Origin of the sequence: Flavihumibacter cheonanensis (genome assembly GCF_022352215.1) — a bacterium.
GTDB lineage: Bacteria > Bacteroidota > Bacteroidia > Chitinophagales > Chitinophagaceae > Flavihumibacter > Flavihumibacter cheonanensis.
On the sequence record NZ_JAKRWF010000004.1, the window covers coordinates 337485 to 352698 of the forward strand.

At 44.0% G+C, this 15214-nt stretch carries 13 protein-coding genes; 2 read left to right on the plus strand and 11 right to left on the minus strand.

All coding sequences use genetic code 11. The features are described from left to right. Position 1 precedes the first annotated feature (1 nt). Complete coding sequence (locus MD536_RS17835; RefSeq protein ID WP_239602615.1) at positions 2-1261, minus strand: ABC transporter permease; 1260 nt, start codon at positions 1259-1261, stop codon at positions 2-4. Further along, positions 1258-2349, minus strand: a complete 1092-nt coding sequence (locus MD536_RS17840; protein WP_239602617.1) for an efflux RND transporter periplasmic adaptor subunit — start codon at positions 2347-2349, stop codon at positions 1258-1260. Before MD536_RS17840 ends, MD536_RS17835 begins: the two co-directional genes overlap by 4 nt. A gap of 55 nt (positions 2350-2404) precedes the next feature. Here MD536_RS17840 and MD536_RS17845 point away from each other — a divergent pair, with 55 nt between their 5' ends. Continuing rightward, positions 2405-3289 carry a TolB family protein gene (locus tag MD536_RS17845; RefSeq protein WP_239602619.1) on the plus strand — a complete coding sequence of 295 codons (885 nt, stop codon included), beginning with the start codon at positions 2405-2407 and terminating at the stop codon, positions 3287-3289. Here MD536_RS17845 and MD536_RS17850 read toward each other — a convergent pair. Continuing rightward, positions 3255-4514, minus strand: coding sequence for a T9SS type A sorting domain-containing protein (locus MD536_RS17850; RefSeq protein ID WP_239602620.1), 1260 nt, complete (start codon positions 4512-4514; stop codon positions 3255-3257). The genes MD536_RS17845 and MD536_RS17850 overlap by 35 nt on opposite strands. 343 nt (positions 4515-4857) lie before the next feature. Between MD536_RS17850 and MD536_RS17855 the strand changes: the two genes are divergently transcribed. After that, complete coding sequence (locus tag MD536_RS17855; protein ID WP_239602622.1) at positions 4858-6426, plus strand: sensor histidine kinase; 1569 nt, start codon at positions 4858-4860, stop codon at positions 6424-6426. Here MD536_RS17855 and MD536_RS17860 read toward each other — a convergent pair. The 8 genes from MD536_RS17860 to MD536_RS17895 form a co-directional block, all read right to left on the minus strand. Continuing rightward, complete coding sequence (locus MD536_RS17860) at positions 6410-7117, minus strand: sulfite exporter TauE/SafE family protein (RefSeq protein ID WP_239602623.1); 708 nt, start codon at positions 7115-7117, stop codon at positions 6410-6412. The genes MD536_RS17855 and MD536_RS17860 overlap by 17 nt on opposite strands. Further along, positions 7117-7563: a FixH family protein gene (locus MD536_RS17865; RefSeq protein WP_239602625.1), complete on the minus strand. Its 447-nt coding sequence runs from the start codon at positions 7561-7563 to the stop codon at positions 7117-7119. The genes MD536_RS17860 and MD536_RS17865 overlap by 1 nt, the downstream gene beginning before the upstream one ends. 4 nt (positions 7564-7567) lie before the next feature. After that, positions 7568-8986: a cytochrome c oxidase accessory protein CcoG gene (gene ccoG / locus MD536_RS17870; RefSeq protein ID WP_239602626.1), complete on the minus strand. Its 1419-nt coding sequence runs from the start codon at positions 8984-8986 to the stop codon at positions 7568-7570. A gap of 11 nt (positions 8987-8997) precedes the next feature. Then, the gene (locus MD536_RS17875; RefSeq protein WP_239602627.1) at positions 8998-10185 is read right to left on the minus strand and encodes a cbb3-type cytochrome c oxidase N-terminal domain-containing protein; all 1188 of its coding nucleotides are present in this window, start codon (positions 10183-10185) and stop codon (positions 8998-9000) included. A 22-nt stretch (positions 10186-10207) separates the two neighbouring features. Continuing rightward, entirely contained in the window at positions 10208-10375 is a 168-nt protein-coding gene (locus MD536_RS17880) for a CcoQ/FixQ family Cbb3-type cytochrome c oxidase assembly chaperone (RefSeq protein ID WP_239602628.1), read from the minus strand. A 76-nt stretch (positions 10376-10451) separates the two neighbouring features. Next, a complete protein-coding gene (gene ccoN, locus MD536_RS17885; protein ID WP_239602629.1) occupies positions 10452-12557 on the minus strand; it encodes a cytochrome-c oxidase, cbb3-type subunit I in 2106 nt (701 codons plus the stop codon). 20 nt (positions 12558-12577) lie between these two features. Then, a complete protein-coding gene (gene ccoS, locus MD536_RS17890; protein ID WP_239602630.1) occupies positions 12578-12742 on the minus strand; it encodes a cbb3-type cytochrome oxidase assembly protein CcoS in 165 nt (54 codons plus the stop codon). Positions 12743-12823: 81 nt separating this feature from the next. Further along, positions 12824-15205, minus strand: a complete 2382-nt coding sequence (locus tag MD536_RS17895; protein ID WP_239602631.1) for a heavy metal translocating P-type ATPase — start codon at positions 15203-15205, stop codon at positions 12824-12826. Between the last annotated feature and the right edge of the window lie 9 nt (positions 15206-15214).

The window sequence follows — 15214 nt, forward strand, 5'->3', positions numbered from 1 at the left end:
ATTATTTGCCTCTGATGATTACAACCGGATCCACTCTGCTGGCTTTTTTCGCCGGGAAGTATCCTGCCAGATAAGTAGTGATCAGTGAAAATGCACTGCCTATGAAATAATAGACCGGATTATAATTGATGGGATAGGTTGTTACGGTTGGTAATGCTGCTGTATTGAAAGGAATCTGATCGATCAATGAGGATAATAAATAGCCCATGAGCAAGCCCGTTAGTCCGCCAAAAATGCCTATTCCAAGTGCAATCATAATAAAGATCCGGTTCACATCCTTTCCGGAAAAACCGGTTGCTTTCAGTATGGCAATGGAGTCCATCTTTTCATAGATCATCATGTTCAGGATATTGTAAATACCAAACCCGGCTACCACCAATAGCGTGATGCCTACTGCATACGAGATGATATTCCGAACAGAGGTTCCTGTTTCAAATTGCGAATTGGCGGTTTGAATATCTTCCGCGTCGATCTCAAATACTTTATTGAATTCTTTCGCCATCTTTGGCGCCTGGTTGATATCGTTCAGCTTCACCTGGATATCTGTTACATAGCTATTGGGTTTGCCCATGATTTTCTGAACCGTAGTCAGGGATGCAAAACTTTGGGTTTTATCCAGCTCCTGTAAACCGGATTGAAAATGCCCTACTACTTTTAAGCGGAACTGTTCTCCTGATGAGGTTGTTAACTGCACCACATCTCCGATATCGGCCAATAGCTTATCAGCCAGTCCTTTCCCCAGGATAATGCTGTTTGCCACATTTTTGAGATCGGATGCCTGTCCTTTTACAACATAATCGGTAAAGAAAAACAGGCGGCTTTCTGCTTCCACATCTACTCCATATACAACACCTGTTATTTCGAGGTTACCTTCGTTGAAGAACACCTGGCTGGTTATTTTGGGGGCAATGCCGAGCACGCGCGGGTCTTGTGTTATGCGTTGCATGATGGCTCCGCTGTTATAAATTTCCTGGCGACTGTTTCCTGACTTTACAGAATGTATGATGTGGTAATACGACTGATATTCTGCTGCCTTCTGCACAGGTTGGATGCTATCCGGCCGAATCTCATTAAACAGGCGGACATGCGGTGTTCTGTTGATAACAAGTCCGTCCAATAATTTATTCAGTCCCGTCATAAAACTCAGCAGCGTGATGAACATCGTGATGCTAAAGGTTACGCCAATGGCAGCCACCAGGGTTTGTTTCCATCGCGCCATCAGCAATGCATAGGCAATTTTTAGTATGAGCGGCTTACTCATTGTAGGGGATCAACCAGTTTATCAGATGCGGTAATGCCTTCCAGTATTTCAACTTTCTTATAATCTTTAAGTCCGGTTACTACTTTTCTTTTTTCTTTGTTTTCAAGTAACACAAAGGAATCTTGCACCAGGTAGTTCCTTGGTATGGTCAGGGTCTTTGCTTTGGTTTGAATTACAATATTCGCTTCAGCTGACAGGTTGGGATACAGTTTCTCGGGTGCTTTTTCAAATGCGGCTTCCACGAGGAAACTCCGGGTTCTTTCATCCATAATGGGATCAATTCTCGTAAGGCTTGCTTCAAATACTTCTCCTTTGTAACTGTCCAGTGTTACAATTATTTTTTGACCGGTTTTGATTTTGGCAATATCATATTCATCCACCAGCAATTCGATTATGAAATTGTCTGCATCTCCCATTGTGGCGATGGCTTGTTGCGGATTGACAGTTTCTCCTTTTTCTTTCAGCAGTTTATAAACTTTACCATCCGACTCACTTTTGATGATATAATCATTTTGCTGGGTGCTGGTGATCTGTAATTGTTTTCTTGCCTGTTGCGCATTGAATCTTATCTGCCTTTCCAGTTCATCGTAACGGCGCCGGGTGGATTCTACATTGCTGGCAGCATTTTCCATGGCAAGTTCCCGCTGCTCCAGTTCATTCCGGGTGCCGATTCCCTGGTTCCATAATTCCTGCTGGCGTTTGTAAAGAGAAGAATCCGTTTTGAATTTACTGATAGCAAAATCAAGAGAAGCTTTCAGCTCTTTTAACCGGTTGCGATTGTTCTCCTCTGCTGAATAGTTGGCAGCCAACTGGGCGTTTTCTCTGTTTAGTCGAACCAGGTCATTGTTGATTTTATAAATGGGACTGCCTTTCTTCACCAGGTCTCCTTCATTTACGAGCACTTCTTCGATGATGCCGCTAACGGTGGAGTACAACTGGTATTGGTTGCGGGTTTTTATGGTGCCAGAGGCATATACCGATTCAGTTATGCCTTCCTCTGTCGGCTGAATCAGGTTTTCCTGATTGGAGCAACTGGAAAATACTGGTAATAACAGGAGTAGAAATGCCGGAAAAGGAGTTAGTTTCATGCTATCCGGAAAATTTGTGTCGGATAAAATTAGGTTTCCTTTCTAAATGATCCTTATGTTTTTACCGAATCTGATCCTGTTTAGCGTGTTTTTTTCTGATCCACAGGTTCCACAGCAGGTGCTGGACAACAAAATTAATACGGCTGCTTATGAACGCGACCTGGCCATCTCTCCGGATGGGCGGGATGTTTTTTTTACCAGGCAGGGGACTGACTGGAAGGATCAAACGATCTGGCATTTATCGAAATTGCAGGATGGCAGCTGGACGGAAGCAAAGCCTGCTCCCTTTAGTGGCAGGTTTCGTGATTTGGAACCATTTTTCGCACCTGATGGAAAACGCCTGTTTTTTGCTTCGGGACGTCCAAAGCCGGGAAGAACAGGTGAAGATGTGGATATCTGGATGGTAGAGCGACTGCCAACTGGCTGGTCGGAGCCCATTCATCTGGGACCAGCCATCAATTCTGAAAAAGATGAGTATTATCCTTCCGTAACAAAAGAAGGGCATCTGTATTTTACGTCAGAAAGGATAGGTGGCCCTGGTAAGGAAGATATTTACAGGGCGGAATACAAGAATGGTAATTGGTTACCGGCCAAAGCGTTGGATACAGGTGTAAATTCTGCCTATTATGAATTCAATGCCTATGTTTCACCGGATGAATCCCTGTTGATTTTTACTTCCTATGGAAGAGCCGATGATATGGGCAGGGGTGATCTCTATATGAGTATCCGAAATCCAGCTGGTTATTGGGAGCCCGCTAAAAACATGAAATCAGTGAATTCTGCAGACCTGGATTATTGCCCTTTTATATCCCCGGATGGGAAGACTCTTTATTATACAAGTGAAAAAGCAGGCAAAAAAAATGGCAACATTTTCATGTTGCCCTTCGAGACCCTGAAATTTCAACTTATAAACTCTCTGACTGAATCAGGTACTGAGTAGAATACTGCTTTCCACAAGTGAAACGCACTACATATACACCAGCAGCCAGCGTTTTGGTGTTCAGGTCCATCTGAACGCCATTGGAAGTATCGTTAATTTTTTTGATCAGCTCTCCTTTCTCGTTGAAGATCTCAACTGAGATCTGCTTTTGCTGCCAGGCCAGGGGAGTCAGCAATACAGTAGAACCGGTTTGAGGATCGATGCTCAGTTCGGTAGGGATGAAATCATCTTTCTTATCCATAGCTACCATCTTAACTGAAGAGTATTCGAAGTTACCTTCCATGTCGCGGGTGCGAAGGCGATAGAATACTGCACCCATAGTAGTAGCAGATTTGCTTTCATCTTTGAACTGGTACAATCCACCTTTTGGCATGTTAGCACGATTGAAGCGGGCAACCTCACGGAACACTTCACCATCCACACTCTTCTCAATGCTGATATCCTGCAGTTTTTCCTGAGTAGGACAAGACCAGGCCAGCTCAATGATATCGGTTTGCATACGGGCCTGGAAACCTACGATATGAGGCATGTAAACAGTAGCCAGATCAGGAGTAGAATTCTTCAGTTCAATTTTGTACTGAGCGCGACCAGCCCACTCATTGTTATTGCGATTAACACCCAGCTTAACACGAATCGTAGTAATATTTTTATTTACGATGCTGATTTTTTCGCTGCTGGTATTTTGCTTACCCCATTTGTTTTCAGCGCGGTAACCACTGTTAGCGGCAGAGATCATCAGGGAAGTAATTTCGTTGTCATATACCACTTTACTTCCATATCCAAGGTAACACTCTGCAAATTCGTGCGCAGCACCGTAGTTATTCAAACCAGAAACGGAAGTAGTGATTTCCGGCATGCTATAACCATTGGGCTGATCCAGGGGTTGGTTATTATTTACGAAAGTAAAGCTGAACTCGATCCAGGAAGGACCATTGATACCTGCGTATTCAACCTCTGGCTGAAATATAGAAGCGTTATTATTTGTATTGTGATGAAGTTGCTTCAGCACTACACCCGGAGTGATATTTTCAATTTTAACGATGCAATCAGCTTCTGCTTTTCCGAATGCATTCTTGGTAACAGAAGAAAACCGGTACATGGCTCCACGCTGTCCGGCTGCACCGCTTTCCAGCTTATAGTTGGTGAAAGAGATATCCTGTGCGGATACTTCAGTTGTGAAGAGACTTGCCAGGAAAGCCAGCAAAAAAAGGTACGAAGTTTTCATAATTCTACTTTGGGATGATGCTGGTTTTCTTAGGATCTTGATTTTTGTTTGCTAAGTGGTTTTTTGTAGGCATCCTGGATTTTCGATCAACAATACAAAGATCATCACGGACTTCGGAAAATACAAGTGGGCATGGGGTTTTTTCGATAAATGGGCGAAAAACGCAAGTGTTTGTCCTCGAATCACGCTTTTTTGGAAGATATTATCGTAGAATCCCTATGCGGGTTTGGGAGTTTTCCGGAATTTTGGGGCAGGAACACACTCCATAAAAACACTTATCTGTAAAATTACGGGGTGTATCAGTAAACCACTTAGCAGCTAAGTATTTGCCTTATTTTCGAGTATGTTCAAAGAGAACCCGCTTCCTATTATACTATTCAGTATCGCCGTTATTGGTGCTACTGCCTTTATGCAGTACCAGCAACCTGAATATAGTTTTTTTGATGGTGGATATATTATCGCCATTTTATTGACCATCTTTTTAAAGGACGATCTGTATACCCGCATCTTTGGTGTTACTGGTTTGATATTCACCATTATCTCAGTTTATTATCCCAATGCAGCAGAGCCGGATGTTCAGATCTGGATGCAGCATATTTTTTCTGCAGTGGTAATTGTGATGACAATGACTCTTGTCATTTATCTGAAGCGCTTATACCGAAGCCTGGAGAGAGAGGAGCGCCAGGTGAATGCGCTTTTTGAACATGCTACGGAAGGAATAATTCTTACTAATGGAAAGGGTCAGATTATTTTGGTGAATCCGGAAGCTGAACGATTGTTCGGCTATGAAAAACATGAGTTGCTTAACCAAACGATTGAATTACTAATACCCAAGCGCCTGCATAACAAGCATGAACATAGCAGGGCAGAATTCTATAAAAACCCGGGCAACCGGAAAATGGGACAGGGGCGTGATCTGTTTGCCAAACGCAAAGATGGTTCTGAATTTCCGGTGGAAATCAGCCTAAGTCATTTCAGTGATAAAAAAGGACAGTATGTAATTGCCTTTATCATTGATATTACGCAACGTAAAGAGGCAGAGAAAAAATTATTACATCAAAAAGAACAACTGGAAAGTATTACCAATGATGTACGCAAGCTGAATACGGAACTGGAAACCAAAGTGGAAGAGCGCACACTGATTCTTAAAGAAGCTTTGCATGAACTGGAACGCTCGCAATTGGAATTGGAAGATGCACTTAACAAGGAAAAAGAGTTAAATGAAATCAAATCCAGGTTTGTATCGATGGCCTCTCATGAATTCCGCACACCATTAAGTACCATATTATCTTCTGCAACCCTGATCAGTCGGTACCAGCAGGGAGAGGAGCAACCGCAAAGAGAAAAACATGTCAAGCGGGTAAAAGATGCTGTAAAACACCTGAACGATCTGCTGGAAGACTTTCTGTCTTTTGGAAAACTGGAAGAAGGAAAAGTGGAAACCAAACTGGAACCTGTAAACCTGGCTCAATTGCTGGAAGAAGTGGAAGATGAATTGAAACCTTCCATGAAAGAAGGACAATCATTCAACCGGGATATTCCGGAAACCATCACCTGCACCACGGATAAGCGATTAATGAAACATACATTGATCAACATCCTGAGTAATGCGATTAAATTTTCAGATCCGGGTAAATCCATTCATGTGCGAATGGTACAGGACAACGGGCGTTTAACCATTTCCGTGAAAGATGAAGGAATTGGGGTTGCAAAAGAAGACCAGGAATATTTATTTGATAGTTTTTTCCGGGCCAAGAATGCGTTCAATATTCAGGGTACCGGTTTGGGGCTACATATTGTAAAGCGTTACATGAACCTCCTCGGTGGTGATATCCGGTTTGAAAGTGAATTGAATCAGGGGACTACAGTTATTGTATCTGTACCCTGTAGTTCTATTAATGGCAATCAATAGCAGCGCCCCTGGCTGATTCCAAAACCGGACTAATATAGGGAATGCCCAGGTTCAGTCCCCTTAGTATTAATAATACACCCATTACCGCAATTACATAAGGTGTCAGTTGTTTCATACGGTTACGAAGGCTGATGCTGGCAAGGTGCCCGAACCAGTTCAATGCAAGAAGCGCAGGCAGTGTGCCCAATCCGAAAGCCGCCATAAAGAAAACTCCATCTGTTAATTGGTTGGTACTGAGTGCGCCTGCAATGGCAAGATATACCATACCGCAGGGTAATAATCCATTTGCCATTCCCAGCAGGAAAAAACTGCCGGATCGCTGGTCTTTCAACAAGCTGCTCATGGTATTCAGCAGCCGGGTTTGTAATCGTGTGATCCAGCCGGGTTGTATCCTGGTTTTCTGCTGCATGTATTGGATCAGGAGAAATAAAACCAATACTCCGAGAAGAATGGAGAACCATCGCTGAACTCCTGCCAGGTATACCTGTCTGCCTAACAACCCGAAGATCGCACCAAGTGCACTGTATGTAGTGATTCTACCCAGGTGATAACTTAGTGTTGATCCCATCCGGAGAATGGGAGAGAGGTGTTGTACTGGTAGCGCAAATGCAATAGGACCACACATCCCTACGCAGTGAAAACTGCTGATGAGCCCCAGGCTAAGTGCACCTATGATCAGTTCCCAGGTCATTACTGTAAGTTCATAAAGTTTTCCTGGTAATAAGCCTTGTCATTCGCCTGCCATTTAAATTTCAGTTTATAGGCGGCAGGAAGGATGCTTTTACCAATCTCAATTGATTGCTGTCCGCTAGCATCAGGTTGCAGGTCAAGTACAGTGTCTTTATCAGAATCAGACGGACAATAAAAAACAATTTGTCCCGATTGAACAATGCCTTTCATCTCGGTCGGCATCTGAATTTTCAGTATTTTATCGCGATAGCTTAACTGAATCGCAGCTGTTAAATTGGCTGCATTGGTTCGTGCATCAATAACCTCCTGATAAGCCAGTTCCTCTTTATAATAATCTTTGGAAACCAGTTCGAATTCTGTTTTTACACTCATATAAATCAGCGTGCCCATGAGCAATCCGAAAGCGATGAAAACCAGTACTAGTTTATGTCCAAAATTAAGTGCCATAGTTTTATTGGGTTACAGGTCCTAAAAAAGTTGTTTTTACCTGGTCGATCCGTTCATTGCCTCTGTACAATCCAAGTTGCAAAATATTTTTACGATCGTGGATAGCAGTGCGTGGTAATATGATGAAGAAGGATCCGGATCCCTGTCCTTCTTTTTTCACCACAATGGGTCCGCCTCCAATGATTTCCACTTTGCCCTGCTGGTCTTCCAGCTTGATTGTAAGTGGTACCTCCTCCATGGTTTTATTCGCTACCTTGATATTATAGAGATTCGATACGCTGTCAGTTCCTCTTTCCTGGAATAACATTCCGGGTGTTCTCATGATGGTGGCATCCACATCTTTTCTTGTAATCAGAAGGGTAGATAAAATTACCACTAAAACCAGCAATAAAGCAGTGTATAATTTCATCCGGGTGGTATACTTTAATGGCTCGCGATTCGCGATTCCATTTTCAGATGCATAGCGGATCAGTCCCCTTGGACGACCAATCTTGTCCATGATATTATCACAGGCATCAATACAAGCAGTACAGTTTACACATTCCAGTTGTGTGCCATTGCGGATGTCAATACCAGTGGGACAAACCTTTACACATTGCAAACAATCAATACAGTCTCCGAGTGACAGTTCTTCCTTGTCTTTCAGTTTTCCCCTGGGCTCACCTCTTTTATAGTCATAAGCAACAATCATGGAGTTGCGGTCGAGCAATACGCCCTGGAGTCTTCCATACGGACAAACAACTGTACATACCTGTTCCCTGAAAAATGCATATACTCCATAAAAAACAGCGGAGAAGAGCATAAGGGAAAGCAGCCCAAGAAAGTGCTCAGACACCGGTTCGGTAATAATTTTCCAGAGTTCTTTAATACCGATGATATAGGCCAGGAAAAAATTGGCAATGATAAAAGACATCAAAAAGAATACTACATGTTTGGTTGTCTTTTTGACAATTTTTTCTGTAGTCCAGGAGGCTTTTGCGAGCAGGCGCTGTTCAGATGCATCTCCTTCTATCAGGTATTCAATTTTTCGGAATACCATCTCCATGAATATGGTCTGCGGGCAAATCCATCCGCAAAACAACCGGCCAAATGCTGCGGTAAATAGAACAATGAAAATAACAAAGCTTACCATCGTAAGGCCAAAGATGAAAAAGTCCTGCGGCCAGAAAACGACTCCAAATAAAATGAATTTAGCTTCCGGAATATTAAAGAGAATGAGGGGCCGTCCATTCACATGAATGAAGGGTATGATAAGGAAAATAGCAAAGAATAACCAACTTACATAGTTTCTCCAGCTGGTAAACCTGCCTTTGGGTTTTTGTGCAAAAATCCATTTACGTTTACCAGATTTATCAACTGTCGCAATTCGGTCGCGAAAACTTTCCTCTTCTTCTTTTTCTATTTTCCCTTTTACCTCACTCATGAATAACGGATTTAGTTAGTAGCGCTTGATACGGAAGTAGAATCCACAATACTTGCCGGCTTTACTGAATCTCCAGCTGCCGGAGCTTCTTCTTTATACAAGTCCCCCTGTTTTTCTTTCGGGTTGGGAGGATTGCTTCCGTGAATGGATTTGATAAAGCTGCTGATTTGCGCCATTTTAACCGGACTCAGGTCTTCCTGCCAGGAGCGCATGCCTTTTTCAGGTACACCATACTTAATGGTTTTGAAAATATCATTGATAGAACCTCCATGCAACCAGTAGTCATCAGTGAGGTTCGGACCTACAGTACCTTCACCCTGTTTGCCATGACAGGCAGCACAATTCGTGATATAAAGAGCCTGACCAGCTGCTATGCCGGCAGCATCCATCATTACTACTGAATTCTCATCAATATTATTTGCTGCTTTTTTCAGGTATTCTTCTTTCTGCTTTTCAGCTATGGCCATTTCACGGTTGAACTCTTCAATGGAAGATGGACCGGTATGGGTAACATGGAATCTCCACAGGTAAATCACAGCGAAAATGATGCAGAGATAGAACCCATATAACCACCAGGGTGGAAGCCGGTTGTCCAGTTCACGGATACCATCGTAATCATGTCCCAGGTCGATATCAGCTTCCTGTTCAACCGGTTTGAATTTATTGAATTTTGACCACCAGCTTTCTTTTGGTTTTGCCGGAACCACCACTTCTTTGGTAATACCCGCACTTGCCATTTCAGCTCTGATCAATAACCTCAGGTTATACAACAGATAGAGAATGGCGATAAGCTCAACTGCAATCACACCGGTTAAAAAGTAGAAGGTAATTGAATCCATGCCACCAATTTGACTTGGACCGGTGGTTGCAGCTGCATCCTGTGCACCAGCACTGTTAGATCCAAGTAAAAATCCAAGAATCAGCGCTGAAACGATTCCTGATTTTGCTTTACGATACCTACTGATGAATACATCTGCTGCTCCATTTACTACCCATGCAAGCAGGATAATGATCAATGCCAGCACTGCAATGATGATCAGCAGGGTTACAGCCAATGGATTCTCCATACTGCTCACAGGCGCTGGACCGGATGCTCCTTTTGCCAGGGCCGGAAGAGAAAAGGCCAGTAAGCCGGATAGGATCAGCAAGATGCTGCCGGCTTTTTGTTTATGTTGACGTATGCTTTGAAAAAAACACATAGTGATTGATTTAGCGGTTAGTCTAGTTTCTGTTATCAAGCGGAATCCGGCTTATTTCGTCGATCATGTTTTTATCAGCTTTGATCGACCAGATCAAAACCAGTAAAAAGAATACACCAAATATGAGCAGGGAAGCCAGTCCGTATATACTGATCCCTGATATCGACTCTAAATAGTTTATGAATTTCATATTCTTACTTTTTCACTTTTTTCAAATTTTTCACCTCTTTCACTTTTCACCTCTTTCACTTTTCACCTTTCACCTTTCACTTCTTTATATCCGTTCCCATCCTTTGCAAATAAGCAATCAGCGCCACGATCTCATCATGCTTATCTACTTCAATCTTTTCCATTTTCAGATTGATGCGGATGGCATTGGCCTGCGTATTCAGTTCCTTGTTGGCAATATTCGCATAGTCCTTCTCGTAAGGAACACCCAGGGTTTGCATGGCTTTGATCATTTTCGGAGTCAGTGTGGTATCAATTTTATCTTCAAATAACCAGGGGTAGGCAGGCATAATTGAACCCGGACTCATACTGGTGGGATCCAGCATGTGGTTGTAGTGCCAGCTATCGGGGTATTTTCCACCTTCACGTGCCAGATCGGGACCGGTTCTTTTAGATCCCCACTGGAATGGGTGATCGTATACGAACTCACCAGCTTTACTGTATTCACCATAACGGGCTACTTCATCACGGAAGGGGCGGATCATCTGGCTGTGACAGGTATAACAACCTTCCCGCACATAGATATCACGACCGTGCAGTTCAAGTGGTGTATACGGTTTTACACTGCTGATGGTGGGCACATTTGATTTCACCAGGAAGGCAGGTACAAATTCCAGCACACCACCAATAGCAACTGCTACAAAACTCCATACCAGCATCTGGATAGGGCGTTTTTCAATCCAGCGGTGCCAGTGTTCCTTACCATGGGTTTTGATCTCTGCAGGCAATGGTGCAGCTTCTGCAGCTTCGTTATCAACAAAGCTACCAGCCTTGATGGTTTTGTATAGGTTGTAAACCATCACCAGTGCACCCGCGAGGTAGAGGGTACCACCAATGCTACGAGTGATATACATCGGAATGATATGCGTAACAGTTTCCAGGAACTGGAACTTCAGTTGTCCTTCTTCTGTGAATTGTTTCCACATCATGCTCTGTGCAAAACCTGCCCAGTACATCGGGATGGCATATAACACAATACCAATGGTTCCAATCCAGAAGTGCGTTCCTGCCAGTTTCTTGGAATAAAGCGGTGTGTTATACATTCTGGGGATTAGCCAGTAGAGAACTCCAAAGGTCAGGAAGCCGTTCCAGCCAAGTGCACCCACGTGTACGTGTGCCACAATCCAATCGCTGAAGTGTGCAATGGCATTCACATTTTTCAAACTCAGCATCGGTCCTTCAAAGGTGGCCATACCATAGCAGGTTACTGCCACAACAAGGAACTTCAATACAGGTTCTTCTCTCACTTTGTCCCAGGCACCACGAAGGGTAAACAAACCGTTCAGCATGCCACCCCAGGAAGGTGCGATCAGCATAACGGAGAAGACTACCCCAAGAGACTGTGCCCAGTCGGGTAAGGCGGTATATAACAGGTGGTGCGGACCTGCCCAGATATAAATAAAGATCAATGCCCAGAAGTGGATGATGGAAAGCCGGTAAGAGTATACCGGGCGATTCGCTGCCTTCGGCAGGAAGTAATACATGAGTCCGAGATAAGGCGTAGTCAGGAAGAAGGCCACCGCATTGTGACCATACCACCATTGTACCAGGGCATCCTGAACACCTGCATACCAACTGTAACTTTTAAACAGGCTGATAGGTAATTCAAAACTGTTTACAATGTGAAGCATCGCAACGGTAACCCAGGTAGCGATATAAAACCAGATGGCTACGTAGAGATGACTTTCTCTTCTTTTAAGAATCGTACCGAACATGTTGATACCAAATACCACCCAAATCAGGGTAATGGCGATATCAATAGGCCATTCCAGCTCCGCATATTCCTTACCGGTAGTATAACCGGCCCAGAGTGTTAATGCTGCAGCAACAATTATACCCTGCCAGCCCCAGAAATGGATCTTGCTGAGCAGATCGCTGAACATTCTGGCCTTACAGAGGCGCTGTAATGAGTAATAAACACCCATAAAAATACCGTTGCCTACAAAGGCAAAAATCACGGCATTCGTGTGTACAGGGCGCATTCTTCCAAATGTGGTTGGTGCAAAGTCAAGGTTGATGGCCGGATAATAAAGGGCAATGGCGGCCCATAATCCCGCCAGCATGCCTACAATACCCCATGTAATGGTTGCAAAGGCAAACCATTTCACGATTTTGTTGTCGTAACTGAATTGTTCAATCTGCATACAGGTTGCTGTTTATCGGTTTATTGTTCGGAACTTTTTTTAGAGGGTTTGTCATCAAATAAAATGCGCATTGGGGGGGAGTATTCATCTTCGTACTGTCCATTTTTTACACTCCAGATAAAACCAAACAGAAAGAGCGCAGCTACTGCGATGCTTGCTATCAGGAGTAATATGATTACAGCCATTTATAAAAATTTTTGGTAAAAGTAGCAGGTGACGTTGCGGGTGGTTATGATCACCCTCAGCGTTTTTTATGATTTTGATCACTATAACTTCAGTTTACGGGCATACAGGTTAGATGCACCGTAGGTTAGTAGTATAATACTGATAGAACTGGAGGGCATGAGGATGGCGGCAATCAATGGCGACAAATCTCCCTGCACGGCAAAATAGAGCCCAATTATATTATAGATGATACTCATAACAAAGCTTGCCATCACCACCTGCCTGTTTCCTTTGGCCAGTTGTAAAAACCGGTCGAGTTTCCCCAGGGAGGCAGCATTCAGGATGCCGTCGCTGGCTGGGGTGAAGCTGTTGGAGTTTTCAGCTATCGCTATTCCCATATTACTTTCCTGCAGGGCGATGGCATCATTCAATCCGTCGCCCACCATCATTAGCTTTTTACCTTTTTCCTTTTCGATTTCTATATAGCGGAGTTTGTCCTGTGGCTGCTGATTAAAAAGCAGGATGGATTTCTTTCCGGCCATTCTTTCCAGCTCGGGTCTTTCTGCATCATTATCGCCTGAAATTACTGCGAGTTCATAATCGGGCCGGATACGCGCCAGTAAAGCGTTTACCTCTTCCCGGTAGAAATTATGAAACTGGAAATAACCTTTCACCTGGTTATCCACGGATACATATACCCGCGTTCCGGAGCTCAGATTTTTCATACCGGTGATGAATGACTGCGAACCCAGGGCATAGCGGGTTCCATAGATCCAGCCTTCCAGGCCCTTCCCAATTCTCTCCCTGAACTGATCAACCGGTTTGCGATGTTGCCCCAGGTGTTGTATGAGTGCTCTGCTAAGGGGGTGACGGCTCCCATTGGCCAGAGAAGCAAGTGCAATAAGGTCGCTATCGCTTAATGGATCTCCTTCATATTCCACCGCATGTCTGGTGGTGGTGGTAAGGGTGCCTGTTTTATCAAATACAATCTGGTCGATCGCCGCCATTTCTTCTATCGCCTGGGCATTGCGCAGATAGAGGCCATTGCGTGAAAATATCCGCAAAATGGTTCCATTCGTAAATGTGTTGGAGAGTAATAACGCACAGGGACAAGCGATAATTAAAATAGCTGTTACTGCCGGCCAGATTTTGGAAGAGTCCTGTGCCCACCAGTAAAGTGCAGTTACAATAGCAATCGTAAATACGATATAAGTAAAATACCGGCTCAGCAGGTGTACAAAGGACACACCTTTTTCTTCCGGCTGTTTTTCAGCCTGGTTCCAGAGCCGGGTCAGGTAACTCTGGGCTACTTCCTTAATGGTTAGCAGTTCAATGGTCCCGGCTGTCTGTTTGCCCCCGGCATAAATAATTTCCCCTACTTCCTTCAAAACAGGAATGGATTCACCGGTTACAAAACTGTAATCGATATAGGCCCTCCCTCTGGTCAGGATACCATCAGCCGGAATCAGTTCATCCTGGTGAATGAGCAGGGTATCGCCCGGTTTGATTTGAGGAAGTGCGGTTGGTATTTCCTTATCGTTTTTTAAAACTGTTACCGCAATGGGGAAATAAGAAGTATAATCGCGCTCAAAGGAAAGCGACTGGTAGGTTTTGTCCTGTAACACCCGGCCAATCAGCATGAAAAAAACGATACCGGCAAAGGAGTCAAAATAACCTCCACCCGTATCGGTCAATACTTCCACCACGCTCCGGAAAAAGGTTACCCAAATGGCGAGCACAATAGGAGCATCAATATTCAGGAACCTGTGTTTCAGACTTATCCAGGCGCTGTTATAAAAGGGCTGCGCACTGAATAGTAATACCGGCAATGCGAGGATCAGGTTGAGATAACGGAATGCGTATTGCAGGTTTTTTTCCGCGTGTTCGAGTCCGAGGTACTCCGGGAAACTCATCAGCATGATATTGGCAAAACAGAAGCCCGCCACACCCAATTGATAAATCATGGTGCGCGGTATACGCGGTTTTGCCTTATTGAGTTGTTGCAGGGAAATATAGGGTTCGTAACCAATACTGGTCAGCAGTTCGGCTACCCCTCTCAGTGAGATCTTGGTGTGGTCAAATATTACATCCACCTCTTTTCGGGTGAACTGCACCGTTACCTTGATTACACCGGTATGTATTTTGTGCAAATTTTCCAGGAGGTAGAGGCAGGAACTGCAATGGATATGCGGGAGGTAGAAATTGACATGTGTATTGGTGGAGTCCTTGAAATGAATCAGCTGCTGCTCAATGCCCGGATCTTCCAGGAAAGCAAATTTGTCTTTGCGCACTTGGATACGCTGACTTAGCCCGGGATTCTTGTTTAGATCGTAGTACTCACAGAGCTCATGCTGGTTCAGCAACTGGTACACCATTTTGCAGCCTTCACAGCAGAAACTTTTGTCTTCAAAAGGGATGATGGTTTCAGCACAGGTTTCACCACAGTGATAACAGCTGATTTGTTCCTGTAATTTGGTAGCCAATTCTTTTCA

Bases quoted from the DNA above. Each gene is read 5' to 3' on its own strand.
- MD536_RS17880 (WP_239602628.1), bottom strand. From the start codon at position 10,375: ATGAAATTCATAAACTATTTAGAGTCGATATCAGGGATCAGTATATAC.
- ccoG (WP_239602626.1), bottom strand. From the start codon at position 8,986: ATGAGTGAGGTAAAAGGGAAAATAGAAAAAGAAGAAGAGGAAAGTTTT.
- MD536_RS17850 (WP_239602620.1), bottom strand. From the start codon at position 4,514: ATGAAAACTTCGTACCTTTTTTTGCTGGCTTTCCTGGCAAGTCTCTTC.
- MD536_RS17835 (WP_239602615.1), bottom strand. From the start codon at position 1,261: ATGAGTAAGCCGCTCATACTAAAAATTGCCTATGCATTGCTGATGGCG.
- ccoS (WP_239602630.1), bottom strand. From the start codon at position 12,742: ATGGCTGTAATCATATTACTCCTGATAGCAAGCATCGCAGTAGCTGCG.
- MD536_RS17840 (WP_239602617.1), bottom strand. From the start codon at position 2,349: ATGAAACTAACTCCTTTTCCGGCATTTCTACTCCTGTTATTACCAGTA.
- MD536_RS17865 (WP_239602625.1), bottom strand. From the start codon at position 7,563: ATGGCACTTAATTTTGGACATAAACTAGTACTGGTTTTCATCGCTTTC.
- ccoN (WP_239602629.1), bottom strand. From the start codon at position 12,557: ATGCAGATTGAACAATTCAGTTACGACAACAAAATCGTGAAATGGTTT.
- MD536_RS17860 (WP_239602623.1), bottom strand. From the start codon at position 7,117: ATGACCTGGGAACTGATCATAGGTGCACTTAGCCTGGGGCTCATCAGC.
- MD536_RS17845 (WP_239602619.1), top strand. From the start codon at position 2,405: ATGTTTTTACCGAATCTGATCCTGTTTAGCGTGTTTTTTTCTGATCCA.
- MD536_RS17875 (WP_239602627.1), bottom strand. From the start codon at position 10,185: ATGTGTTTTTTTCAAAGCATACGTCAACATAAACAAAAAGCCGGCAGC.
- MD536_RS17855 (WP_239602622.1), top strand. From the start codon at position 4,858: ATGTTCAAAGAGAACCCGCTTCCTATTATACTATTCAGTATCGCCGTT.